Origin of the sequence: Sorangium sp. So ce131 (assembly GCF_051519095.1) — a bacterium.
In the GTDB taxonomy this organism is placed as follows: Bacteria; Myxococcota_A; Polyangia; order Polyangiales; family Polyangiaceae; genus Sorangium.
In genome coordinates, this window is the sequence record NZ_CP150455.1 from 7193440 (window position 1) to 7217387 (window position 23948).

The 23948-nt window shown below is 72.5% G+C and carries 17 protein-coding genes; 14 read left to right on the top strand and 3 right to left on the bottom strand.

Annotated elements, in window-relative coordinates:
* Window positions 1-97: 97 nt before the first annotated feature.
* Both WMF43_RS26255 and WMF43_RS26260 read right to left on the bottom strand, forming a co-directional pair.
* Window positions 98-5620 carry an AAA family ATPase gene (locus tag WMF43_RS26255; protein ID WP_437668696.1) on the bottom strand — a complete coding sequence of 1841 codons (5523 nt, stop codon included), beginning with the start codon at window positions 5618-5620 and terminating at the stop codon, window positions 98-100.
* 176 nt (window positions 5621-5796) lie between these two features.
* Window positions 5797-6408 carry a TetR/AcrR family transcriptional regulator gene (locus WMF43_RS26260; protein ID WP_437668697.1) on the bottom strand — a complete coding sequence of 204 codons (612 nt, stop codon included), beginning with the start codon at window positions 6406-6408 and terminating at the stop codon, window positions 5797-5799.
* A 296-nt stretch (window positions 6409-6704) separates the two neighbouring features.
* On the opposite strand from WMF43_RS26260, the gene WMF43_RS26265 reads away from it, so the two are divergent.
* The 3 genes from WMF43_RS26265 (at window position 6705) to WMF43_RS26275 (ending at window position 10104) form a co-directional block, all read left to right on the top strand.
* Entirely contained in the window at window positions 6705-8192 is a 1488-nt protein-coding gene (locus tag WMF43_RS26265) for a serine/threonine-protein kinase (RefSeq protein ID WP_437668698.1), read from the top strand.
* Complete coding sequence (locus tag WMF43_RS26270) at window positions 8189-9262, top strand: hypothetical protein (protein ID WP_437668699.1); 1074 nt, start codon at window positions 8189-8191, stop codon at window positions 9260-9262. The genes WMF43_RS26265 and WMF43_RS26270 overlap by 4 nt, the downstream gene beginning before the upstream one ends.
* A 203-nt stretch (window positions 9263-9465) precedes the next feature.
* A complete protein-coding gene (locus WMF43_RS26275; protein ID WP_437668700.1) occupies window positions 9466-10104 on the top strand; it encodes a hypothetical protein in 639 nt (212 codons plus the stop codon).
* Between the two features lie 37 nt (window positions 10105-10141).
* Here WMF43_RS26275 and WMF43_RS26280 read toward each other — a convergent pair whose 3' ends face one another.
* Complete coding sequence (locus tag WMF43_RS26280; protein WP_437668701.1) at window positions 10142-11593, bottom strand: PQQ-dependent sugar dehydrogenase; 1452 nt, start codon at window positions 11591-11593, stop codon at window positions 10142-10144.
* 260 nt (window positions 11594-11853) lie between these two features.
* On the opposite strand from WMF43_RS26280, the gene WMF43_RS26285 reads away from it, so the two are divergent.
* The 11 genes from WMF43_RS26285 to WMF43_RS26335 all read left to right on the top strand — a co-directional run bounded on the left by WMF43_RS26285 (window position 11854) and on the right by WMF43_RS26335 (window position 23948).
* Window positions 11854-12504, top strand: a complete 651-nt coding sequence (locus WMF43_RS26285; protein WP_437668702.1) for a cytochrome c3 family protein — start codon at window positions 11854-11856, stop codon at window positions 12502-12504.
* 108 nt (window positions 12505-12612) lie between these two features.
* Complete coding sequence (locus tag WMF43_RS26290; RefSeq protein ID WP_437668703.1) at window positions 12613-15642, top strand: Fe-S-cluster-containing hydrogenase; 3030 nt, start codon at window positions 12613-12615, stop codon at window positions 15640-15642.
* Window positions 15639-16982, top strand: a complete 1344-nt coding sequence (gene nrfD, locus WMF43_RS26295; protein WP_437668704.1) for an NrfD/PsrC family molybdoenzyme membrane anchor subunit — start codon at window positions 15639-15641, stop codon at window positions 16980-16982. Before WMF43_RS26290 ends, nrfD begins: the two co-directional genes overlap by 4 nt.
* Window positions 16982-17515, top strand: coding sequence for a DUF3341 domain-containing protein (locus tag WMF43_RS26300; protein WP_437668705.1), 534 nt, complete (start codon window positions 16982-16984; stop codon window positions 17513-17515). Before nrfD ends, WMF43_RS26300 begins: the two co-directional genes overlap by 1 nt.
* The gene (locus tag WMF43_RS26305) at window positions 17515-18177 is read left to right on the top strand and encodes a c-type cytochrome (RefSeq protein ID WP_437668706.1); all 663 of its coding nucleotides are present in this window, start codon (window positions 17515-17517) and stop codon (window positions 18175-18177) included. Before WMF43_RS26300 ends, WMF43_RS26305 begins: the two co-directional genes overlap by 1 nt.
* The gene (locus WMF43_RS26310) at window positions 18174-19361 is read left to right on the top strand and encodes a hypothetical protein (RefSeq protein ID WP_437668707.1); all 1188 of its coding nucleotides are present in this window, start codon (window positions 18174-18176) and stop codon (window positions 19359-19361) included. Before WMF43_RS26305 ends, WMF43_RS26310 begins: the two co-directional genes overlap by 4 nt.
* Window positions 19358-19750 (top strand): hypothetical protein, encoded by a 393-nt coding sequence (locus WMF43_RS26315; protein ID WP_437668708.1) that lies wholly within the window; start codon window positions 19358-19360, stop codon window positions 19748-19750. Before WMF43_RS26310 ends, WMF43_RS26315 begins: the two co-directional genes overlap by 4 nt.
* A complete protein-coding gene (locus tag WMF43_RS26320; protein ID WP_437668709.1) occupies window positions 19747-20565 on the top strand; it encodes an SCO family protein in 819 nt (272 codons plus the stop codon). The genes WMF43_RS26315 and WMF43_RS26320 overlap by 4 nt, the downstream gene beginning before the upstream one ends.
* Entirely contained in the window at window positions 20562-21653 is a 1092-nt protein-coding gene (gene coxB, locus WMF43_RS26325; protein WP_437668710.1) for a cytochrome c oxidase subunit II, read from the top strand. The genes WMF43_RS26320 and coxB overlap by 4 nt, the downstream gene beginning before the upstream one ends.
* Window positions 21650-23308, top strand: a complete 1659-nt coding sequence (locus tag WMF43_RS26330) for a cytochrome c oxidase subunit I (protein ID WP_437668711.1) — start codon at window positions 21650-21652, stop codon at window positions 23306-23308. The genes coxB and WMF43_RS26330 overlap by 4 nt, the downstream gene beginning before the upstream one ends.
* Window positions 23283-23948, top strand: a complete 666-nt coding sequence (locus WMF43_RS26335; protein WP_437668712.1) for a cytochrome c oxidase subunit 3 family protein — start codon at window positions 23283-23285, stop codon at window positions 23946-23948. The genes WMF43_RS26330 and WMF43_RS26335 overlap by 26 nt, the downstream gene beginning before the upstream one ends.

Consider the following 23948-nt stretch of genomic DNA (forward strand, 5'->3'; position numbering starts at 1 on the left):
CCCCTTTACCTGAATCTGAGCGGGCCGGGTCTGCCATGCACGAGAGATCGGCGCGCCGCCGCGCAGGCCGCGCGGGGGCGTCGAGCGAGGAGGCCCCTCAGGTCCCGGCCTCGGCGTGGATGCTACCGCGCCGGGGCGCCGTGGCCGGGAGCTCGAGCGTGAACTTGGCGCCGTGGCCGGGACCCTTGCTCTCGGCGCGGAGCGCCGCGCCGAGCAGGCGGGCCTCGAGCACGCTCGAGTGCAGGCCGAGCCCCGTGCCTTCGGGCCACGTGGTGAACCCTTGCTGGAAGAGCCGCGCCAGGTGATCCGAGGCGATGCCGACGCCGGTGTCCTCGACCTCCACCGAGCAGCCGCCGCCCTCGGTCGGCGCGCAGCGGACGAGGACGCGCCGGGCCGGGCTTGCGGCGTGGCACACCGCCCGCCGCGCGTTGGTGACGAGGTTCGTCACGATCTGGAGCAGGCGGTGCCGGTCGGTCTCGATCCGCGCCTCGTCCGAGAGCTCGCAGACGACCTCGATGCCGTGGTGCGTGCGCTCGGCCCGGTTCAGCCCGACGCGCAGGGCGTCCTCGACGACCGCGGCGACCGTGACCGGCTCGACGATGATCTTCATCCCGGCGTTCCGCAGCTGATCCGACACGATGTCGCGGATGCGGCTCACGCACTCGCCGAGCTCGGCGACCTCGCTCGCCGCGGCCTCGTGCTCGGCCGCGAGGTGCCGGGAGAGCTCGTCGACGTAGTCGATCAGCCGCTGGCCCCGCGGGTCGCTCTCGAGGAACGCCGCGAGGTCGTGCTGGTGCGACTTCATGAGCTGCGCCACCTGGGCGAGCCGCGCGACCCGCGAGCCCGCGAGCCGCTCGGCGAGCTGCATCCGCAGCACCATGACGCTGTTCAGCGCGTTGCCCACGTTGTGCATGGCGCTGTCCGCGACCTCGGCCATGCCCGCCTTGCGCGCGGCGTCGACGAGCTTCTGCTGGGTGCGCTGCAGCTCGCGCGTGCGCTCCTCCACCATCTTCTCGAGGTTCTCGTAGACGAGGGCGTTGTTGAACGAGACCGCCGACTGCGCGGCGAGCAGGTGGAGGATCTCGAGCCGCTCGGGCCCGAAGAGCCCCTCGAACAGGTTGTTCTCGAGGTAGATGGCGCCGAGCACCCGCCCCTTCAGGAGCAGCGGCGCGCAGAGCATCGAGCGGACCTTGGTGGCGGCCACGTAGGCGTCGTCCCGGAAGGCCGGGTCCCGGGACGCGTCCGCGGAGATCACGGTCTGCCGCGTGCGCACGGCGAGCCGCACCGCGGCGGCGCAGACCTCGGCGCCCGCCTCCTCGAGCGGGACGGAGGGCAACGCGCCGAACTCGGGCGGGTGCGCCACGCCCTTCGCGACGAGCACGAGGCTGTCGCCGCGCGCGAGCAGCAGCGTGCCCCGCTCGGCGCCGGCGCTCTCGACGAGCACCTGCACCATGCTGCCGAGCAGCCGCTCGACGACGAGCTCCTGGGAGAGCACACGCGCGGCCTTGAGCAGCGTCTCCACGTCGAAGACGTCCGCGCGCGCGGCCCGCGCGGCGACCCCGTCGCGCGCGGGCCGGGTCAGCGGGAACTCCTCGGTGAGCAGCGAGACCTTGCGGTCGAGCCTGGCGCGGTCGTAGGCGGCGATGGCGTCCGTGAGGAAGTCGAGCGCGGTGCGCGTCCTGCCGCGCGACATCCAGAAGCGGCCCGCGAGCTCGCACGCGACGGCCTCGATGTTGACGAAGGCGTGCTGGCGGGCGGACGCGATCGCCTGCTCGTAGAGCCTGGCCGCGTCGTCGAGCCGCCCGTCGACGCGCGCGGTCTCGGCCTCGACGAGCAGGTGCTTGTGCTCGAAGTTCGCGGGGCAGCTCTGCGTCCAGCCGCGGAGCCGCTCCCGGCAGGCGTCGAGGTCCTCGCGCAGCCGCGCGCGGCGCTCGCCCTCGGCCGCGGGCAGGAGCGCCGCGAGCGAGAGCGCGCGGTAGAACCGGAGCGCCGCGGTCTGGAACTTCCCGGCGAGGAAGCCGAGGTTCTCCTCCGCCTCGTCCGCGACCCGCAGCGCGTCTTCGGGCCGCCCGTGCAGGGTGAGGCACATGGCCTTGAGGATCTGGTAGTGGCAGAGCGCGTAGCGGGTCTGGTGCGCCTCGCAGTCCTTGAGGAACTGCTCCTCGGTCAGCGCCTCCTCGGGCACGGCCGCCTCCTCGCCCGTGAGGTCCCGGAGCGCGAGCAGGAGGCCGAGGATGCTGTGGGTGGCCACGGTGTGCTTGGTCCGCTTCGCGAAGCGGAGCGAGGCGGGCAGCTCGCCGAGCAGCGCGCGCGCGCTGACGCCGCGGAAGAGCGGGTTGAGGAGCAGGTAGATGAGGAAATAGCCCGCGAACTGCAGGTCGCCCGCGTCGAGGCCGGCGCGGTAGCCGTCCCGGAACAGGGCGTCCGTCTCGGCGAGCGGCCGCACCCACGACTGGATGTTGTTGCCGAGGATGTAACAGGCGCGGCAGAAGTCGCCCTGCATGCGGAACCGGAGGCCGATGTCGGCGGCGAGCCGGCCGAACGCGTAGCCCTGGTGGTAGTCGCCGTAGAAGTGGCCGATCAGGCCGCCGTACATGGCGAAGCCGTAGGACGCCTCGGGGGTCAGGCCGTGCTCGAGCGAGATCCGCACGATGCTGCAGCACGCGAAGAAGTTGAGCTTCTCGAGCTTGAGCATGTAGAGCGGCGCCATCAGCTCGTTGAGCACGCTGACGGCGAGCCGCTGGCCCTCGTCGGCGATCTCCGGCGCGTCGATCAGCGAGGCGGGCGCGCGGCCGGCGAGCAGCTGCTTCACGCGCGCGGCCTCGGCCTCCACGAGCGCCGCGACCTCCGCCTCGCCCGCGCGGGAGGGCAGCGCGACGCCGACGAGGGCGAGCGCCTCCCGCCCGGCCTCGACCGTGTCGGTGAAGCGGCCGCGCATCGTGTACTGCACCATCCGGAGCTTCAGCAGGTCGGCCTTCTCGACCGGCGTCCTCGCGCGGCAGAGCGCCTCGGTGACGAGCTCCTCGGCGGCGTCCACGGCGCCGAGCAGGTACTCCACCTCGGCCAGCTGCCGGAGCAGGCGGAACGCGAGCGCGTAAGTCGACGTGGGCGACGTGGGCGACGTGGGCGACGTGGGCGACGTGGGCGACGTGGGCGACGTGGGCGACGTGGGCGACGTGGGCGACGTGGGCGACGTGGGCGACGTGGGCGACGTGGGCGACGTGGGCGACGTGGACGGCGTGGGCGTGGACGTGGACGACGCGGGCGACTCCGCGAACGCGCCTTCCGGGAGCAGGGCGCGGCCCGCCGCGAGGTAGCGCCGGGCGGCGGCGTAGGCGGTCGCCTGCTTGGCGCGGACGGCGGCCTCCAGGTTGAGCTGCGCGATCGCGCGCCGCTCCTCGGCGTCGCGCACGAGCTCGAGCCCCTGATCGAGCTGCTCGACGATCTCGAAGATGCGCTCGGCCCGGTCCTCCGCGGTCGTGCTCGCGAGCAGCCGACGGCCGATCTTGAGGTGGATCGCCTGGCGCTGCGCCGGATCGAGCAGCCCGTAGACCGCCTGCTGGACGCGGTCGTGGAGGAAGCGGAACCGGCCCGAGGAGGCCGCCTCGGCGGGCGCGACCGCGAGGCCGCCCGTGCTCCCGAGGACGTACTCGTTGCGGATCGCCGGCTCGAGGCGGCGCGCGATCTCGGCCCGCTCGAGGCCGGCGATGACGGCGAGCGTCTCGAGGTCGAAGGTGTTCCCGATGCACGCGGCGAGCGTCAGGACCTCGACCGTGCCGGCGTCGAGGTTGCGCACCCGCCCGCTCATGAGCTCGACGACGTTCTCGGTGAACCCGCGCGCCTCGATCTTCTCGAGATCCCACCGGAAGCGGCGCTCCTCCGGGGAGAAGTAGACGAGCCCGTCGGCCTCGAGGGCCTGCAGGAACTGCCGCGCGAAGAACGGGTTGCCCTCGGTCTTGTGCATGATGAGCCGCGCGAGCGGCTCGACGGACGACGGATCGCGCCGCAGGGTGTCGGCCACGAGCCGGGTGAGCGACGCGAACGACAGCGGGAAGAGCTGGATCGTGTTCACCGTCACGGCGCTCGCCTGGAGGGACTTGAGCGTCATGAGCAGCGGGTGGCTCCCGCTCACCTCGTTGTCGCGGTACGACCCGACGAGGAGGAAGGGGCCGAGGTCCTCGCCGTCCATGAGCCCCTCGAGCAGCCAGAGCGAGCCGGCGTCGGCCCACTGGAGATCGTCGAGGAAGAGGACGAGCGGCTGCTCGCGGGCCGAGAACGCCCGGACGACCCCGCGGAAAGCGAGCAGGAGGCGGTGCTGGGTCTCCGCCGGGCTGAGCTCCAGGGGCACGGGTGGGATGTTGTCCGCGCCGAGGAGGATGCCGAGCTCGGGCAGCACCTCGGCGAGCAGCGACGCGTTCCTCCCGAGGCGCTTCTGCAGCGACGCCCGGGCCTGCTCCACGCGCTCCGCGCTCTCGGCGAGCACCTGCTGGAGCAGGCCCCGGAGCGCCTGGATCACGGCGGAGTAAGGGATGCCGCGGTGGAGCCGGTCGAACTTGCCCGAGATGAAATAGCCGTGCTCGCGGGTGAGCGGCTTGTAGATCTCCTGGACGAGCGACGTCTTGCCGATCCCGGCATACCCGGTGATCATGATCATCTCGCGGCTGCCCTGGAGCACGCGGTCGAAGACGGCCAGGTAACGCTGCGCCTCCCCCTCGCGCCCGTAGAGGCGCTGCGGGATGCGGAACTGACCGGAGATGTCCTGCTCGCCGAGCGGGAACGGGTCGATTCGCCCCGTCGCGCGCAGCGAGCGCTGGCACCGCTTGAGGTCCGTCGAGAGCCCCTCCGCGCTCTGGTAGCGCTCCTCGGCGTCCTTCGCGAGGAGCTTCATGACGATGGCCGCCACGGCGGGAGGCACGGAGTCCTCCGGCAGCGGCGCGGGAGGCCGCGCGAGGTGGGCGTGCATCCACTCGAGCGGCCCCGCGGCGTCGAACGGCAGGCGCCCCGCGAGCATCACGTAGAACACGACCCCGAGCGAGTAGAGGTCTGTGCGCCAGTCGAGCGTCCGGTTCATGCGGCCGGTCTGCTCCGGCGACATGTACGGCAGTCTCCCCTCCTCCACCGCGGTCTGCGCCTGGGGGTGCTCCTTCCGGAGCCGGGTCGCTGCCATGAAGTGGGCGATCCGGACCGACCCGCTCGCCTGATCGACAAAGAAGCTCTGCGGCTGGAGGTGCTTGTGCGTCACCCCGTCGCGGTGCACGGCGGCGAGCGCGTCCGCCATGCTCGCGGCGTGCGCGAGGAACCGGTCTATCTCGAGCGGCGAGCGCAGGAGGAGCCAGTCGAGCGGCGCGAGCTCCTCGTCCTCGAAGACGAGGACGGGCGCCTCGCCGCCGAGCTCCAGCAACGCGGGCTTGAGCACCCGCGCCGGATCGAGAGACCGGGTGATTTCAAATTCGTTGAGCAGCGCGCCCGCCGCCAGAGCAGCCGTGTGACGAGGTGAGTCGATGTGAGCCTTGAGGAGCACGCGCCGCTCGTCGCTCTCGCGCACGGCGCGGACGATGCTCCAACGATCGTTTGTTGTTTGTACTACCTCTTCGCTCCGGTAGCCCACAGTTGCTTGCAAGGCCCTGCTCCGTTCCGACGACGCGCCGATTGACCGGCGGCAAGGCGCGGATGCTAATCCAGCGATCCCCGGCTGTCACAGGAATTCACGGGAAGTCCCGGGAGGACTCTCTGCCTGCGAGATTGAGCGCATCGGGCGAGAGCTCGCTTTGAGAGAGGCGCGCCGCGCCTGCGGATTCAGCGCTTCGGCGCGCGGGCGACGAGGCCATAGAGGACGATCTGGTGCACCGCGCCCATCGTCGCCTCGATCTCCTCGCGCGGGCCCTGGAACAGCCATGGTGGCGAGAAGCTCGCATAGGCCCTGAGGAGCGCGCGCGCGGCGAGCTCGGGCTCGGGGACGTCGAGCTCGCCCGCGCCGGCGCCGCGCTCGAGCAGGTCGCGGAGCAGCGCGCGCTCCTCGTCGAGGAAGCGGGCGTGGGCCGCCTTCACGGCGCGGCTCTGGCAGTGCACGAGGTCGCACGCGTGGGCGCCCGCGTCGGCGAGCTCGAGGAACGAGCGGGCGCGCGCGTCGAACACCGCGCGCAGCCGGTCGCGGAAGGGGCGGTCCTCCGCGGCGGCGGCGGCGCGCATGGCGGCGATGACGGCGCGGTGCAGCCCCTGGGACAGCTCCTCGACGATGGCGTCTTTCGAGGCGAACTCCAGGTACACGGCGCCGACCGCGATCTCGGCCTCGCGCGCGATGTCGGCGACCGTGGTCTTGGCGGGGCCGTACCGGCGCAGGAGCCGCTCCGTCGCGGCGAGGATCCGCTGGCGCCGCTCGCTCTCGCTGCCGGGGTGGCCGTGCTCCATGGCGTGAGCGATCTTCTCTCGGATTCACGCCCGGGGGAAGCGCCCCCGGCGGGAGGCCGCGGCGGCGGGGCGACGCCGCGGCCGCGCCCGGAGGCCGCGGCGACGGACGGCCGGGCGACGCCGCGCCGGCCGCGGGAAGGCGCCGCGCGCGCCGGGAGCCCGACCCGACGGAGCACGGCCCCGAGATTGATCGGCGTCCGCCAGGCGGCTATCGTGGGCTGGCTTTGCGCCGGATTCTCCGCGAAGATCGCGCGGTTCACGCGCTCCGCGCCCCGGCCTGACGAAGGGACCGATCCATGACGAGCACCTCGCCGACACACGACGAAGCCGACCGGCTGGTTCGAGAGGGGCAAGTGCTCGCGGGCAAATTCCGCGTCGAGCGGGTGATCGGCGCCGGCGGCATGGGCGTCGTCGTCGCCGCGACCCACCTCCAGCTGGAAGAGCGGGTCGCGATCAAGCTGCTGCTCCCTTCGGCGACACAGTCCCACACGCTCGCCGAGCGCTTCGTGCGCGAGGCGCGCGCCGCGGCGAAGATCAAGAGCGAGCACGTGGCGCGGGTGATGGACGTCGGGACGCTCGACTCCGGCACGCCCTACATGGTCATGGAGTTCCTGTCGGGCAGCGACCTCGCCGACGCGGTGCGCGCGGGCGGGCCGATGCCCCCGCAGGCCGCCGTGGAGTACGTGCTCCAGGCTTGCGAGGCGCTCGCGGAGGCGCACGCGGCGGGCATCGTCCACCGCGATCTCAAGCCGGCCAACCTGTTCCTCACGCGGCGCGCGGACGGCTCGCCGTGCGTGAAGGTGCTCGATTTCGGGATCTCGAAGGTCGTGACCCGCGGCGACGACCCGCGGATCACCGACACCAAGGCGATCATGGGCTCGCCGCTCTACATGTCGCCCGAGCAGCTCAAGTCGTCCCGCGACGTCGACGCGCGCAGCGACATCTGGTCGCTCGGCGTCATCCTGTTCGAGCTGATCGCCGGCGCGCCGCCGTTCGACGGCGCGACCATGCCGCAGCTCTGCGTGGCGATCATGCAGGGCACCCCGCGCCCGCTCGCCGCGTTCCGGCCGGACGTCCCCCAGGCGCTCGAGGCGGTGATCCTGAGGTGCCTCGAGAAGGCGCCGGAGCGGCGGTTCCGCCACGTCGGGGAGCTGGCCGAGGCGCTCGCGCCGCTCGCGACCGGGCGGGCGCGGCTCTCCGTCGAGCGGATCAGCGGGATCTCGCGGAGCTCGGCGCCCCCGCGGCCGGAGCTCGCGTCGCGGAGCGGGACGACCTCGCCGACCGTGATGAGCACCGCCCCGTCGTGGAGCGGGACGATGCTCGCGCCGCGCAAGCGCCAGGGGGGGCTCGCCCTCGTGCTCGCCGGCGTCGGGCTGTCGCTGGTCACCGCGGCCGGGGTCTTCGGGGTCCTCGCCCTGCGCGCGCGCGGCGGCGCGCCCGCCGCGGAGGCGGCCGCGGGCGCCCCGGCGGCGGCGATCCCGTCGCCGGTCGACCCTGCGGCCGCCTCGCCGGCCGCGTCCGCGGCGGGCGCGCCGGCCGTCGCGCCCGGCGGGGAGGCCGCCCCGCCGCCCGCGGCCAGCCTCGCCGCCGCCCCGGACCTCGCCCCGGCCGAGCCGGCGGCGCCGGGCAGCGCCAGGCCGGCCGCGGCGCTCCCCGCGGGCGCCGCGCAGCGGCCCGCGCAGGCGCCGGCGTCGCGGCCCGCGCGGCCGGCGGCCGGTCCGGCCCACGCCCCCGCCGCCGCGCCGGCGCCGGCCGGCGGCAACCTGTTCGACGATCGCAAGTGAGGACCACCATGACGAGCCTGCCGATGCAGCACCTCGGGCGCCTGCTGGCGCTCGTGATGTTCCTTGCCGCCCTCGCCGGGGGCAGCCGCGACGCCAGGGCCGACACCGCGGCCGCGCAGGCGCTCTTCGACGCGGCCAAGCAGCTGATGGCGCAGGGCAAGTACGCCGACGCGTGCCCCAAGCTCGAGGAGAGCCAGCGGCTCGACCCGGGCATCGGGACCCAGTTCAACCTCGCGGCCTGCTACGAGCAGCTCGGCCGGACGGCGAGCGCCTGGTCGATGTTCCTCGAGGTGGCCGGCGCGGCGAAGGCCGCCGGCCAGCTGGAGCGCGAGAAGGTGGCGCGGCAGCGGGCGGCGGCGCTCGAGCCGAAGCTCATCCGGCTGACGATCACCGCGCCCCCGAGCGCCCCGGCCGATCTCCAGGTGAAGCGCGACGGCGCGCTCGTGGGGCGCGCGCAGTGGGGCATCCCGGTGCCCGTCGACCCCGGCCAGCACACGATCGAGGCCGCCGCGCCGGGGCGGGCGCCGTTCACCAGGACGGTGGAGCTCACCCGGGCGGGGGCCTCGGAGACGGTGACCGTCCCGCCGCTCTCCGCGGGCGCGGCGCCGGCCACGCCCGCCCCGCCGCCGCCGGCGGGCGCAGCGAGGCCGGCGACGGCCGCGGCGAGGCCCGCGGCGCCCGCCGGGTCGGCCGGCGGCGCCGCGCTGGCGCCCGTCGCGGGGAAGGCGCCCGCCGCTCCGGCCGAGCCGCCGACCCGGATGAAGAGCCGGAAGATGTTCGTCACCGGCATCGTCCTGACCGGCGTGGGTGCCCTCGTCACCCTCGGCGGGGCCGTGACCGTCGCCTGCGCGGAGCCCGGGGCGTGCGAGGAGACCGTCTCCGACCCCGAAGAGGAGAAGGCCCTGGGCGGCGCGATCGTCGTCGGCGGGCTCATCACCGCGGGCGTCGGCGTCACCTTCATGATCCTCGGCGGGCGCAAGGTGCCTGTCGCGCCGGCGAAGAGCGCCGCCTCCGCCGCGCCCGAGCTCGTGCTCGGCCCGCGGTACGCCGGGCTCCGCTGGTCGATGTGAATGCCGGCGCGCCGAGCGCGGCGAGCGCCCAGAAGCTCACGCCCGATCGGAGACCGGAGCACGAAACGGTCCCGCTGAAGTCCGCGACGTGGACCTCGCTCCCATTATCCTGCTCGTAGTCGGAGAGGCCGAGCCGGGGAGCTCGATGTCCGGTTGCGCCGGCTGGCGGCAACCTGTTCGACGATCGCAGGGAGAGCCACAGGATGAGTTCGTCGAAACAGCGCCTCGGGCGCCTATTGCTGCTCACGATATTCCTCACCGCCCTCGCGGGGGGTGGTCGAGACGCCCGGGCCGATCCGGTGGCGGCGCAGGCGCGGTCCGCCGCGGCTGCGCAGCCGCTGCCCGCGGGCGCGTCGGCGCCGACCGCCGCACCGCAGACCGCCGCGCCGACCACGACCGCTGCGCCGCAGGCCGACGGCCCCGTCCTGGCGCCCGTCGCCGGGCCGTCGCTTTCGGCGCCGGCCGCGGCGGTTCCGGCGCCGCCGGCCGGCCCGCCGCAGCTCCGGATCAAGAGCCCGGGGATGGTGATTGGAGGAGTCGCGTTGACCGCCGTCGGCGCCGTCTCGACGCTCTTCGGGGCACTCATGATCATCGGCTCCGACCGGGAGCCGGTAACTTACATCGACGGTGAGCCGTCCGAGAGCGGATACGACTTTAGCTACGTCGGCAAGACCATCGGGCTCGGGTTCGTCGTCCTCGGGGTCGGCAGCATGGGAGGCGGCATCGCGCTCGCCACCGTCGGCTCCCGGCGTGTGCCCGTCCCGTCGGAAGAGCGCGCCGCCTCCCGCCGGCCCGAGATCGTGCTCGGCGCGCGGTACGCCGGGCTCCGCTGGTCGATGTGAGCTCCTGCGCGGCGCGGCGAGACACGCTGACCCGGGCTCACTCCGGATCGACGCGGTACACGGTGCCGCCGAAGTCGGCGACGTAGACCTCGCCGGCGCTGTCCTGCCCGAAGCCGGCGATGCTGAAGCCGAGCGCCTCGAGATCGGCCGTGCGATCGACCGGCGCGGTCGTCGCCCCGCCTTCGTACGTCACCGTCCAGATCCTGCCGCTGCAAAAATCGCCGTAGAAGTACGCTCCCCGGAGCCACGGGATCCTGCTGCCGCGGTAGACGTAGCCGCCGGTGACCGAGCAATCCTCGATGACAGCCCCGGCGTGCGGGTACTCGACCTGAGGCAACGTGGTGAGCCCCCCGGGATCGCAGTTCTCCGCCGGGACGAAGCAGTGCTGGCCCTCCATGAGGCGCCAGCCGTAGTTCTTCCTGCCCTGCCCCGCCGGCTCGATGTGGATCTCCTCCCACTTCTGCTGCCCGACGTCGGCGATGTACAGGTCGCCCGTGCACCCGTCGAAGCTGAAGCGGTAGGGATTCCGCAGGCCATAGTCCCAGATCTCGGGCCGGACGCCTTCGCCGGTCATGTTCCCTTCCGGGATGCCGTAGGGGTGCGTCGCGACGTCGATGCGCACGATCTTCCCGAGCAGGGTCGTGAGGTCCTGACCATTGCCGGTGGCCGAGTGGCCGGGGCCGTAATCATTGCTGTTCCCGCCGTCGCCGAGCCCGAGATAGAGGAATCCGTCGCGCGGGCTGAACTCGATGGATCCGCCGTTGTGGTTGTTCTGCGGCTGCTCGTGCTCCAGGTAGGTGGCGACCGGGGTCGGATCGGCGACGTCCGGGGTCTCGCCGCGCCTGAACTCGACGACCCGCGTGTCGCCGTCCGTCACCTTGTCCGAGTAATGCACGAAGAAGCGGCCGTTCGCCGCGTAGTCCGGGTGGAAGGCGAGCCCGAGGAGGCCGCGCTCGCCGCCGTAGGCGATGAGCTCGCGGATGTCGAGGAACACCGCGGGCTCGGGCGCGCCGTCCGCGAGCACGAAGATCTGACCGGGCTGCGACACGACGAAGAGCCGCGTGGGATCCCCCGGCGCTGACTTCAGGAGCAGCGGGCGCGTGATGCCCGACGCGACGGGGGTGAGCTTCAGCGCGCCTTCACCCCCGCTCGGCGGCGAGCAGTCGAGCGCTGTCCCGGCCCCGCCGCCGCCGCTCCCGCCAGCCCCGCCGCCGCTCCCGCCGGCGCCGCTCCCGCTTGCCCCGCCGCCGCTGCCGCCCCCGCTCGCCCCGCCACCGCCGCTCCCGCCGGCGCCGCTCGCGCCTGCCTCGCCGGCGCCGCTCCCACCGGTACCGCTCCCGCCCGCTCCGCCGCCGCCCGCGGCCGAGGCGTCCAACGTCGGCGCCGGCAGGACGAACTCCTGGCTCGAGCAGGCGAACGCCGCGAGCCCCGCCGCCACGGGAACACTGATGGCCACGAGGGACGACGAGGTCGAGCGCGGCAGCTTCATGACGGCATGATATCGCGGATCTCCGTCCCGGGAGGCGGAGATCGGGTGTTTCGCGACCGCACGCGCCGCGAAGCAAGGACTCGGACGCTCGCGCGCCGCGACGCCGCGGCCACGCCGGACGGCGCCGCTCCGGGGGCGCCCTAGCGCGCCGGCCCCGGAGCGAGGGAGACCGCGAGTCCTCGAAACGACCTCGGCGACCGCTGCATCGATGGAGACGGCCGCATCGCCGCACGGTGAGCGAGGCCGGCCCCCACGAGAGCATGGCATCCGTTTTTCCACGCTGGAGCAACACCGCCTTCCGGATCGCCGTCGCGCTCGGCGTGCTCGGCGTCGCGGGGGCCGTCGCGGCGCCGATGATCTACGTGCGCACCGACTGGAACACCGGCCAGAACCTGCCCGTCCAGCAGCCCGTGCAGTTCGATCACAGGCACCATGTGCAGGACGACGCCATCGATTGCCGGTTCTGCCATTACACGGTCGAGCGCGCGGGCACGGCGGGCATGCCGTCGACGGCGCTCTGCATGGGGTGCCACAGCCAGATCTGGAATCAGAGCCCCAAGCTCGCGCTCGTCCGGACTAGCTACTTCTCGGACACGCCGATCCCCTGGAACCGCGTCTACGACGTGCCGGACTTCGTCTACTTCAACCACTCCATCCACGTGAACAAGGGTGTCGGGTGCGTGACGTGCCACGGCCGCGTGGACCAGATGCCCGACGTCCACAAGGCGACCCCGATGACGATGGGCTGGTGCCTCGACTGCCACCGAGCGCCGGAGCGGCACCTCCGCCCGCGCTCCGCGATCGTGGACATGGAGTGGGACGCCGGGCCCGACGCGGAGCGGATCGGCCGGCAGATCGCGGAGGAGCTCGGCGTGCGGCGCCTCGTGCACTGCTCGACCTGCCACCGGTGAACGCGCGCAGGGGCACGAGACCGGGAGAGGAAGCGCGGGAAGAGCAAGCGGTGGACGAAGGGGAGCAGCGGCGACGGCGCCAATCCGAAGACGACCTGAAGAGGGACGATGGCTGAGCGAAACGAATCGACAGGGAGCGCCGCGCTCCAGGGCAAGACGGGCAAGGCGTACTGGCGGAGCCTCGCCGAGCTGCTCGAGGGGCCGGAGCTCCGCGAGGGACAAGACGGCCGCGGCGGCGAGGACAGGCCCGACGTGGTGAGCCGGCGGAGCTGGCTCAAGCTCCTCGGCGCGAGCATGGCGCTCGCCGGCGCCTCCGGGTGCAGCTCCAGGCCCGCGGACCGGATCGTCCCCTACGTGAGGACGCCGCCGGAGGTGACCCCGGGGATCCTCCGGTATTACGCGACCAGCCTGGAGCTCGACGGGTTCGCGACGGGCATCCTCGTCGAGAACCACGAGGGGCGGCCGACCAAGGTCGAGGGAAATCCGGAGCACCCGGCGAGCCTCGGGGCGACCGGCGTCCACGAGCAGGCGTCGGTGCTCGCCCTCTACGACCAGCACCGGGCGCGCGCGGCGCGGCGCGGCGCGACGCCGGCCGCGTGGCAGGCGTTCGTCGAGCAGTTCGGCGGCCCGCGCGGCGACCGCGGCGCAGGGCTCCGCTTCATCCTCAAGCCCACCGGCTCCCCGCTCGTCGCGGACCTCATCGGGCGCGTCCTCGCCCGCCATCCGGCGGCCCGGTTCACGTTCTACGCGCCCGCGCGCTCGCCGCACGCGGCGCGCGGGGCCGAGCTCGCCTTCGGCGCCCCGCTGCAAGCCCAGCGCGACTTCCGGGCCGCGGACGTCATCCTCTCGCTCGACGCGGACTTCCTCGCGTCGATGCCCTTCAGCCTCGCGTACGCGCGCCAGTTCTCCGAGCGGCGGCGCGTCGGCTCGCCGGCGGGCACCATGAACCGGCTCTACGTCATCGAGCCCGGGCTGAGCCCGACGGGGAGCATGGCCGACCATCGGCTGCGCGCGCGGCCGAGCGAGGTGCCGGCGCTCGCCGCGGCGGTCGCGGCGGAGCTCTTGCGCGCGCTGGGCGGGCGCCCGGGCGCGCTCCCGGCGGACACGCTCGGCGCGCTCGGCGCGCTCGATCCGCTGAAGGCGCGGGTGCGGGCGGAGCACCGGCGCTTCGTCGAGGCGCTCGCGCGCGACCTCGCGCGCGGCGCGGCGGCGAGCGTGGTCGTCGCGGGGGAGCGGCAACCCCCGCCCGTGCACGCGCTCGCGCACCTCATGAACGCGGCGCTCGGCAGCGAGCGCGCGGCGTGGGCCACCGCGGCGACCCTGATCACGGCGGGCGGCGCGGAGCAGGAGCTCGCCGCGCTGGCCGACGAGATCCGGCGCGGCGGCGTCGACACCCTCGTGATCCTCGAGGACAACGTGGCCTACACGGCGCCCGCGGATCTCGAGCTCTCCACGCTGCTGCGCGCCGTCCCGAGCCGCGCCTACCTCGGGCTCCACGAGGACGAGACCGCGGCCAGCTGCGACTGGTTCGTGCCCGCCGCGCACGAGCTCGAGGCCTGGGGCGACACGCGCGCCTACGACGGCACGATCTCGATGGTCCAGCCGCTCATCGAGCCGCTCTTCCAGGGCAGGACCGCCGCCGAGGTGCTCGCGGTGTTCGCGGGCGAGCCGCCGATCGGCGCGCGCGAGCTGCTCCGGGGCGCGTGGAGGGCGCGCCGGGGCGGCGCCGATTTCGATGCGTTCTGGGAGGACGCGCTGCGGCGCGGGCTCGTCCCGGGGAGCGCGGCGCCGCGCGAGGCCACGGCGCTCCGGGCCGACGGGATCGCCGCGGCGATCGGGCAGATCGCGGCGCAGGCCCCGGCGCCGGCGGAGGTCCTCGAGGTCGTCTTCTCGGTGGGCGCCAACGTCTATGACGGCCGCTTCGCCAACAACCCCTGGTTGCTCGAGCTGCCCGATCCCATGACCAAGCTCACCTGGGACAACGCCGCGCTGCTCAGCCCCGCGACGGCGGAGGCGCTCGGCCTCGAGAGCGAGGACGTGGTCGATCTCGAGCTCAAGGGACGGACGGTCTCGATACCGGTCCTCGTCGCGCCGGGGCACGCCGACGGCACGGTGTCGCTCCAGCTCGGGTACGGGCGGAGCGGCGCCGAGGTGATCGCGGCCGGCGTGGGCGCCGACGTCTACCGGCTCCGCACCGCGGACGCGCCGTCCTTCGCGGCCGGCCTCGCGGTGCGCAGGCGGCCCGGCGAGAAGCACCCGCTCGCCCTGACGCAAACGCACTTCGGCCTGCACGGGCGCCCGATCGCGCTCTCGACCTCCCTCGCCGTCTACCGGGAGCACCCCGACTTCACCGGGGCGTTCAAGGGGCCGCTGCCGTCGCTGCTCCCCGCGCGCGTGGGGCCCGCGGGCGCGCTCGAGCAATGGGCCATGACGATCGATCTCACGATCTGCACCGGGTGCAGCTCGTGTGTGGTCGCGTGCCAGGCCGAGAACAACGTCCTCGTGGTGGGGAAGGAGGAGGTCCTGAACAGCCGAGAGATGCACTGGCTCCGGATCGACACGTACTACGCCGGGGATCCGCGCGATCCCGAGGTCGTCCACCAGCCCATGCTCTGCCAGCACTGCGAGAAGGCGCCGTGCGAGTACGTGTGTCCCGTCAACGCGACGACGCACAGCCCCGACGGGATCAACGAGATGACCTACAACCGCTGCGTCGGGACGCGGTTCTGCTCGAACAACTGCCCCTACAAGGTCCGGCGCTTCAACTGGTTCGATTACACCGAGCTCCACGCCTACAACGCCGGGCTCGCGGAGCTCCAGCGCAACCCCGACGTCACCGTGCGGGAGCGGGGCGTCATGGAGAAATGCACCTACTGCGTCCAGCGCGTCCGCCGCGCGGAGATCGCGGCGAGCATCGAGCGGCGCTCGATCCGCCCGGGGGAGGTCGTCACCGCGTGCCAGCAGGCCTGCCCGACGCGGGCGATCCAGTTCGACTCGCTCCTCCACGGCGAGACGGAGATGGCGGCGTGGCGGGGCGAGCCGCGGAGCTACGTCGTCCTCCACGACCAGGGCACCCGGCCGAGGAACGTCTACCTCGCGCGCATCAACAACAAGAACCCGGAGCTCGACGAGCCGTGACGCAGCCGCTCCTCCTCGGGAGGCCCACGGACGAGGCCCTCTCCGAGCAGCTCCTGTCGGTCGTGTGGAAGCCGCGATCGAGGCTGTGGTGGGCGGCGTTCGCCCTCGCCGGCGCCGGGACCGCCCTGCTCGCCACGACCATCACCTACACCGTCGTCACGGGGATCGGCGTCTGGGGCAACAACATCCCCGTGGGCTGGGCGTTCGGGATCATCAACTTCGTGTTCTGGGTCGGCATCGGGCACGCCGGCACGTTCATCTCCGCGATCCTGCTCCTCTTGGAGCAGCGCTGGCGCACGAGCATCAACCGGTTCGCCGAGGCGATGACCCTCTTCGCCGTCATCCAGGCGGGCCTCTATCCGCTCCTGCACCTCGGGCGGCCGTGGTTCGCCTACTGGCTCGTCCCCTACCCCTCCACGCTGGCGGTCTGGCCTCAGTACAAGAGCGCGCTGCCGTGGGACGCGGCGGCCATCTTCACGTACTTCACGGTCTCTCTCGTGTTCTGGTACGTCGGGCTCCTCCCCGACTTCGCGGCCCTCCGCGACCGGGCGCCCGATCGCCGCCGCCGGATCGCCTACGGGATCCTTGCGCTCGGGTGGCGCGGCTCCGCGCACGCCTACCGCCACTACCGCATCCTCTACGGGCTGCTCGCCGGCCTGGCGACGCCGCTCGTGGTCTCCGTCCACTCGATCGTGAGCAGCGATTTCGCGACGGCGCTCGTGCCGGGCTGGCACGCGACCATCTTCCCCCCGTTCTTCGTCGCCGGCGCCATCTTCTCCGGCTTCGCGATGGTGCTGACGCTGCTCATCCCGGCGCGCCGGATCTTCCGCCTGGAGAACGTCGTCACGGAGCGGCACCTCGACAACCTGGCCAAGATGACGCTCGTCACGGCCCTCATCGTCGTCTACGCGTACATCATCGAGTGGTTCGCCGCCTGGTACAGCGGCTCGGAGTACGAGATCTACCAGTACTTCGTCGCGCGCCCCTTCGGGCCGAACGCGGCCGTCTTCTGGGCGCAGATCCTCGGAAACGTCATCGTCCCGCAGCTGCTCTGGTCCTCGCGGGTCCGGCGGAGCACCGCGCTGCTCTGGATCATCTCGATCCTCGTGAACGTCGGGATGTGGAGCGAGCGGTTCGTGATCATCGTCATGTCGCTCCAGCGAGAGTTCATCCCCTCGGCGTGGCACGCGTACCGCCCGACGTGGGTCGATATCTCGATGTTCGCCGGGACGATCTCGTTCTTCCTGCTCCTGTTCATGATCTTCCTGCGCCTCTTTCCGTTCATCCCCGTGGCCGAGGTCAAGGAGCTCAACCACGAGCTCAGCAAGGAGGAGCACTGATGCGCGCAGGCCTGCTCGCGGAGTTCGAGACGCCCGAGGCGATGCTCCGGGCGATCGCCGAGCTCAGGAGCCGCGGTTACCGGCGCCTCGACGCGTTCACGCCGTACCCGGTGCGCGGCGTCGAGGAGGCGCTCGGGCTCCGACGCTCGCCGCTCTCGTGGATCCTCCTCCCGTTCGCGATCGCGGGCGCGGCGGGGGGCTACCTCGTGCAGTGGCACAACAACGCCTACGACTACCCGCTGAACGTCGGCGGCCGGCCGGCGCACGCGCCGCCGGCCTTCGTGCCGATCACCTTCGAGATGATGGTGCTCGCGACCGCCCTCTCGGGGCTCGTCGTGATGCTCCTGCTCGCGCGGCTGCCCGAGCTCTGGAGTCCGGTCTTCGACGTCCCCGGGTTCGAGCGCGCCTCCATCGATCGGTTCTGGATCGGCATCGACGCCCGCGACCCGGCGCTGATCCGGCCCATCGCCGAGCGCGATCTCACCGTCCTCGGCGCGCGCGCCGTCGCCTGGGCCGGCAAGGAGCGACGGTGATGCGCCGGCGCCTCCTGCCGCTTGGCTGGTATGCCGCGCGTGCCGCGCTCGCCGCGGCGCTCTGCCTCGCTGCCTGCAGGCGGGACCCGGCGGCGGCGGCGCTCGAGGAGGGCGAGCCCGGCGAGGCCGACGCGCTCGATCTGGAGCGCATGATCCGCCAGAAGCGCTATGTCCCCTACCAGCCGGCGGAGATCTTCCACGACGGCGCGGTCATGCGCCGCCCCCCGGACGGCACGGTGCCGAACGACCGGATGACCGGCGATCCCGCGCTCACCCGCGGGGTCGCGGGCGGCGCCCATGCGGATCGCATCCCGGTTCCGGTCACCCTCGATCTGCTCCGGTACGGCCAGGAGCGATACGAGATCTTCTGCGCCGCGTGCCACGGCGTCGCCGGAGACGGCGAGTCGGAGGTCGCGCGGAACATGACCCAGCGGCGCCCGCCGTCGCTCGTCGACCCGCGGGTGCAGGCGTTCCCGCCCGGCCGCATCTACCAGGTCATCGTCGAGGGCTACGGGCTCATGCGCTCGTACGAGCCGCACATCCCGCTCGCGGAGCGCTGGGCGATCGTCGCGTACGTGAAGGCGCTCGGCAAGAGCCGCGCCGCCGCGCTCGACGCGCTCCCCCCGCCCCTCCGCGAGCGCGCCCAGAAGGAGCTCCCGTGAACCCACGTATCCCCATCTTCCGGGGCGGCCGCGCGATCGTGGCGTGGTCGCTCGGCCTCGCGCTCCTCGGCGGCCTCCTGCTCGTCGCCGGCGCGTTCGTGGACCCGACCCGGCTCTTCTACGCCTACCTCGCGGCCTACACCTACGCGGTGAGCACGGTGGTCGGCGCGCTCATCTTCCTCATGACCTGCCACGCCATGGGCGCGACCTGGCCCGTGGCCGTCCGCCGCCTCGTCGAGGCGATCCTCGGGGCGCTGCCGGCCCTGGCCGTGCTCTTCGTCCCGCTCCTGTTCGGGCTGGGCTCGCTGTACGGCGAGTGGCTCCGGCCCGAGTCGATCGAGGACGAGCACGTCAGGGCGATCGTGCTCCACAAGACGCCGTACCTGAACCTCCCCTTCTTCCTGGTCAGGACGGGGATCTACTTCGTGGTCTGGCTGGTCCTCGCCGCCCTGCTCCGCCACGGGTCGCTCCGCGGCGACGCGCGCCCGGAGCTCGCGCTGGGCGGGCGGCTGCGCGCGATCAGCGTCGCCGGCCTGCCGCTCGTCGCGCTCGCGCTCTCGTTCGCCGCCTTCGACTGGCTCATGTCGCTCCAGCCGACGTGGGTCTCGACGATGTTCCCCGTCTACGTCTTCGCCGGCGGCTTCGTCGCCGCGATAGCGCTGCTCACGGTGATCGCGTTCGCCTCGGACCGCGCCGGGCTCCTGCCCGGGCTGAACACGTCGCATTACTACGCGCTCGGCAGGCTCCTCCTCGCGTTCACCATCTTCTGGGCCTACGCCGCGTTCTTTCAGTTCATGCTGATGTGGCTCGCGGACCGGCCGGAAGAGGCGGAGTTCTACCTCCACCGCGCGCACGGCCCGTGGGGCGCCGTGAGCCTCGCGCTGGTGCTCGCGCGCTTCGTGATCCCCTTCTTGGTCCTGCTCAACTACGGGATCAAGCGCAGGCCGGCCTGGCTGGCGGCGGTCGCCGCCTGGATCCTCGCCGCGCATTACATCGATCTTCACTGGCTGGTCGTGCCCGACGCCCCGGGCGAGCGCGCGCCGTACCACTGGCTCGACCTCGCGGCGCTCCTCGCCGTGGTCGGCCCGTGCGTCGCGCTCGCCGCGCTGCGGCTGCGCGGCAAGCCGCTCGTCCCCGTCAACGACCCGGCGCTGCCGGCCGCCTTCCGATACGAGAGCGTATGACGTCCCATTACCGCCGTCCCGACGTGCGCCAGGAAGACGATCTCGTCCCCTGGCGGCGGATCCTGGCTGTCGCGTTCGCCGTCGTCATCATCTTCGTGATCCTCGGCCTCTGGTCGCGGATGATCCTGCGCGGGCGCGAGGCAGAGCTCCACGCCGCGCGCAGGCGCCTCCAGCCCGCCGAGGAGCCCGCCGGGCAGCGCGGCGAGGTGGCCGGCGTGGATCGGCGGATCTTCATGCGCAGGGAGACCGGCGAGGAGGGGCTCGGCGCGATGCTGAACCGGCGGAAGCGCGAGGAGCTCAGGCGCTTCGGCTGGGCCGACCGGAGCCGCGGCCTCGTGCAGATCCCGATCGACGACGCGATGGGCCTCGTCGTGGAGGAGAGCCGATGAAACGGAGGCACCTGCCCGCCGCGGCGCTCATGAGCTTCGTGTGCTCGCGCGCCCCGCTCGCGGTCGCGGCGGAGCCCCCCGCCGCGCGCGGAGCCGACATCGAGGAGCGCCTCGGGCGCGCCATCGACACGGCGCTCCCGTTCACGGACATGACCGGACGGCGCGCGCCGCTCGCCGAGCATTTCGACGGGCGGCGGCCGGTCCTCCTCGTGCTCGCCTATTACCGCTGTCCGATGCTCTGCGGCCTCGTGCTGCGCGGCCTCGTCTCCGGCCTGGAGAAGCTCGATTACCGCCTCGGCGAGCAGTACCGCGCGCTGACGGTGAGCTTCGACCCCAGGGACACGCCGGCGGCCGCGGAGCGGAAGCGGACAGCCACCCTGGCGGCGCTCGGCGGCGACGCCGCGGGCCGGGCCGACTGGCCGTTCCTCACCGGCGATCTGCCCGAGATCCGCGCCCTCGCCGGCGATCTCGGCTTCCGCTTCGCCTACGACGCGGACACGGACCAGTACGCGCACCCCGCGGCCGTCTTCGTGCTCACGCCGGACGGCCGCATCTCCCGTGTTCTCTACGGCGTCCAGTTCTCCGCCCGCGACCTCCGGCTCGCGCTGCTCGAGGCCAGCGGCGGTCAGGTCGGCACCGCCGTCGAGCGCGTGCTCATGACGTGTTATCGCTACGACCCCGCGAGCCGCCGCTACGGCCCCTACGTGACCGGCTTCCTGCGGCTGGGCGCGACCGCGATCCTGACCTCGGTGTGCGCGATGCTCGCCTTCTTCGGGCGGCGAGCGCGGCAGAAGGGCCGGGAGGGCGCGCGATGAACGAGCTCCTGCGACAGCTGCTCTTCCTGCCGGAGCAGCGCGCCTCGCTGGCGCGCGAGATCGACGGCCTGCACTACGTCGTCATCCTGGTGACCATGGGCGGCGCCGCCCTGATCACGGTGATCGGCGGTTATTTCCTCATCCGGTATCGCCGGCGGATCCAGGACACCTCGCGGCCGCACCCCGGAGTGTTCGCGCGGCCGGCGCTCATCCTGGAGACGCTCGCGCTCTTCGCGCTCGGGTTCATCTTCCTCGCCTTCTGGAACGCCGGCACGCGCCAGTTCATCGACCTGCGCACGGCCCCGGAGGGGGCGCTCGACGTCTACGTCACGGCCAAGCAGTGGATGTGGAAGTTCAGCTATCCGCAGGGAGAGAGCATGATCTCGGTGCTCTACGTCCCGGCGCGGCGGCCCGTCCGGCTCGTCATGACGTCGCGCGACGTCATCCACAGCTTCTTCGTGCCCGAGTTCCGCATCAAGCAGGACGTCCTCCCGGGCCGCGTGACCACGGCCTGGTTCGAGGCGACCGAGCCCGGCGCGTACCCCATCCTCTGCACCGAGTACTGCGGCACGAGCCACTCGGAGATGCGGGGCCAGGTGATCGCGCTCGACCCGGCCGATTACGAGCGCTGGCTCGTTGGCGGCGCGGCGAGCACCCCGGCGTTCGCGCAGGAGGCCGCCGCCCGGGCCGAGGCGGGGCAGGCCGCCGCGGAGCGGCCGATGCCCGCCCGCGGCGAGGACGCCGCCGCCCGGCACGGCTGCCTGCGCTGCCACACGCTCGACGGCACGCCGCACATCGGCCCGACCTGGGCCGGGCTCTACCGGTCCGCCGTGCCGCTCGAGGGCGGCGGCGAGCGGATCGCCGACGAGGCCTACATCACGGAGTCGATCATGGATCCGCTCGCCGCGATGCACCGCGGATTCCAGCCGGTCATGCCGTCGTACCTGGGGATCATCACGCCGCCGGACATCTCCGCGATCATCGAGCTCATGAAATCGATCCGCGACGTGCCGCGCGGGCCCGTCGTGCCCGAGATCCCCGGCGCGGGCGGGACCGGCGGCGCGGCGCCGGGAGGGACCACGCGATGAACGGACCGACACACGAGGGCGCGGCGCTCCCGCACGGCGCGCCCGAGCCCGATTACCTCCGCGCCGACGCGGGCGTGCGCTCCTGGCTGCTCACGATCGATCACAAGCGGATCGGCCTCATGTTCTACGTGATCGTGGTGGCCATGCTGCTGCTCGGCGGCGTCTTCGCGCTCGTCCTCCGGACCGAGCTCCTCACGCCCGAGCGCACGGTGATCGACGCGTCGACCTACAACCGCATGTTCACGCTCCACGGCGTGGTCATGGTGTGGCTCTTCATGATCCCGTCGATCCCGAACGTGTTCGGGAACTTCCTCCTTCCGCTGATGATCGGCGCCAAGGATCTCGCGTTCCCCCGCCTCAACCTGGCGAGCCTCTACGTCTACGCGACCGGCGCCGTGATCACGCTGGCGGCCGCGATCGCCGGCGGCGCCGACACCGGGTGGACGTTCTATCCGCCCTACAGCACGACGACGCCCACGGCCGTCCTGCCGGTCGTGATCGGCATCTTCATCCTCGGCGTCTCGTCGATCATGACGGCGGTGAACTTCATCGCCACGACGCACACGATGCGCGCCCGCGGGATCGGGTGGGGCAGGCTGCCGCTCTTCGTCTGGGCCACCTACGCGACGAGCGTCATCATGCTGCTCGCGACGCCCGTGCTCGGCCTCACGATCCTGCTCGTCGGGCTCGACCACATCTATCATTTCGGCATCTTCGACCCGGCGCTCGGCGGCGATCCGGTGCTGTTCGAGCACCTGTTCTGGTTCTACTCCCACCCCGCGGTCTACATCATGGTGATCCCCGCCCAGGGGGTCATCAGCGAGGTCGTCTGCACCTTCTCCCAGCGGCAGCCGGCGTCGTACTGGGCGATCGCCATCTCGTCGCTCGGCATCGCGTTCATCGGGTTCACCGGGTGGGGTCACCACATGTTCGTGGCCGGGATGAGCGCGCTCGACGCGGGGATCTTCGGCGCGCTCTCGATGTTCGTCGCGATCTTCTCCGCCATCAAGGTCTTCACCTGGGTGGCGACGCTGCAGAAGGGGTCCATCCATTTCAACACCCCGATGCTCTACTTCTTCTGGTTCCTGTTCCTCTTCGTCTTCGGGGGCATGACGGGCGTCGCCGTCGCGACCCAGTCGCTCGACGTGCACTGGCACGATACGTATTTCGTCGTCGCCCACTTCCACTTCATCATGGTCGGCGGCACGCTCACCGCGTTCCTCGCGGCCGCGCATTACTGGTTCCCCAAGATGTTCGGCCGCATGTACTCGGAGCCGATGGGCCTGCTCACGTCCTTCGGGGTGTTCTGCGGGTTCATCCTGACGTTCCTGCCGCAGTTCCTGCTCGGCAACGCCGGGATGCCGCGCCGTTATTACAGCTACCCCGACCAGTACCAGTGGCTGAACGTGCTCTCGACCGGCGGCGCCTACCTGCTCGCGGGCGCGCTCGTGCTCGCGCTGATCAACCTGCTCGTGGCCCTGCGCTGGGGCGCGCGGGCGCCCGACAACCCGTGGCGGTCGCGGAGCTTCGAGTGGATGACGCCGCCCCTCCCGCCCAAGCACAACTTCGCGGTGACGCCGGCCGTCGAGCGAGGTCCGTACGACTACCACCTGACCGAGGAGGAGGCGAATGCCCGAGTCACACCCGCCCGCTGAGCCGCTCGCCCCGGCGCGGCTCGCCATGCAGTTCGAGGATCTCGAGAAGCAGACCCACGCCGCGCATTTCGGCATGTGGATCTTCCTCGCCAGCGAGGTCCTCCTCTTCGCCGGCCTCTTCGGGCTCTACGCCGCCTACCGCGCGATGTTCGGCGCCGAGTTCTCCGCCGGCATCGCGCACAACAGCGCCCCGATCGGCACGGCCAACACGGCGATCCTCCTGACGAGCAGCCTGCTCGTCGCGCTGAGCGTCTACGCCGTACGCCTCGACAACCCCGCGCGGGCCGGCCGCCTGCTCGTCGGGGCCATCGCGCTCGGGCTCGCGTTCCTCACGCTGAAGGGCGTCGAGTACGCCGCGCACTTCCGCGAGGGGATATTCCCCGGCGCCGCCTACCGCTTCGCCGAGCTCCCGACGGACGGCGCCAAGATGTTCTTCACGACGTACTACCTGACCACCGGCCTCCACGCCGTCCACGTCACGGCGGGGCTCGTGGTCCTCGGCTGGCTCGCGTGGGGGTGCTTCCGGCGGCGGTACGGCGCGGGCAACGAGACGCACGTCGAGCTCGGCGGGCTGTACTGGCACCTCGTCGACGTCATCTGGATATTCCTCTGGCCGATGCTCTACCTGATGCACCCCTGA

Coding starts and splice junctions, on each gene's coding strand:
- WMF43_RS26285 (WP_437668702.1), top strand. CDS start 11,854: ATGGCATCCGTTTTTCCACGCTGGAGCAACACCGCCTTCCGGATCGCC.
- WMF43_RS26330 (WP_437668711.1), top strand. CDS start 21,650: ATGAACGGACCGACACACGAGGGCGCGGCGCTCCCGCACGGCGCGCCC.
- coxB (WP_437668710.1), top strand. CDS start 20,562: ATGAACGAGCTCCTGCGACAGCTGCTCTTCCTGCCGGAGCAGCGCGCC.
- WMF43_RS26315 (WP_437668708.1), top strand. CDS start 19,358: ATGACGTCCCATTACCGCCGTCCCGACGTGCGCCAGGAAGACGATCTC.
- WMF43_RS26320 (WP_437668709.1), top strand. CDS start 19,747: ATGAAACGGAGGCACCTGCCCGCCGCGGCGCTCATGAGCTTCGTGTGC.
- WMF43_RS26300 (WP_437668705.1), top strand. CDS start 16,982: ATGCGCGCAGGCCTGCTCGCGGAGTTCGAGACGCCCGAGGCGATGCTC.
- WMF43_RS26275 (WP_437668700.1), top strand. CDS start 9,466: ATGAGTTCGTCGAAACAGCGCCTCGGGCGCCTATTGCTGCTCACGATA.
- WMF43_RS26290 (WP_437668703.1), top strand. CDS start 12,613: ATGGCTGAGCGAAACGAATCGACAGGGAGCGCCGCGCTCCAGGGCAAG.
- WMF43_RS26265 (WP_437668698.1), top strand. CDS start 6,705: ATGACGAGCACCTCGCCGACACACGACGAAGCCGACCGGCTGGTTCGA.
- WMF43_RS26260 (WP_437668697.1), bottom strand. CDS start 6,408: ATGGAGCACGGCCACCCCGGCAGCGAGAGCGAGCGGCGCCAGCGGATC.
- WMF43_RS26335 (WP_437668712.1), top strand. CDS start 23,283: ATGCCCGAGTCACACCCGCCCGCTGAGCCGCTCGCCCCGGCGCGGCTC.
- WMF43_RS26280 (WP_437668701.1), bottom strand. CDS start 11,593: ATGAAGCTGCCGCGCTCGACCTCGTCGTCCCTCGTGGCCATCAGTGTT.
- WMF43_RS26305 (WP_437668706.1), top strand. CDS start 17,515: ATGCGCCGGCGCCTCCTGCCGCTTGGCTGGTATGCCGCGCGTGCCGCG.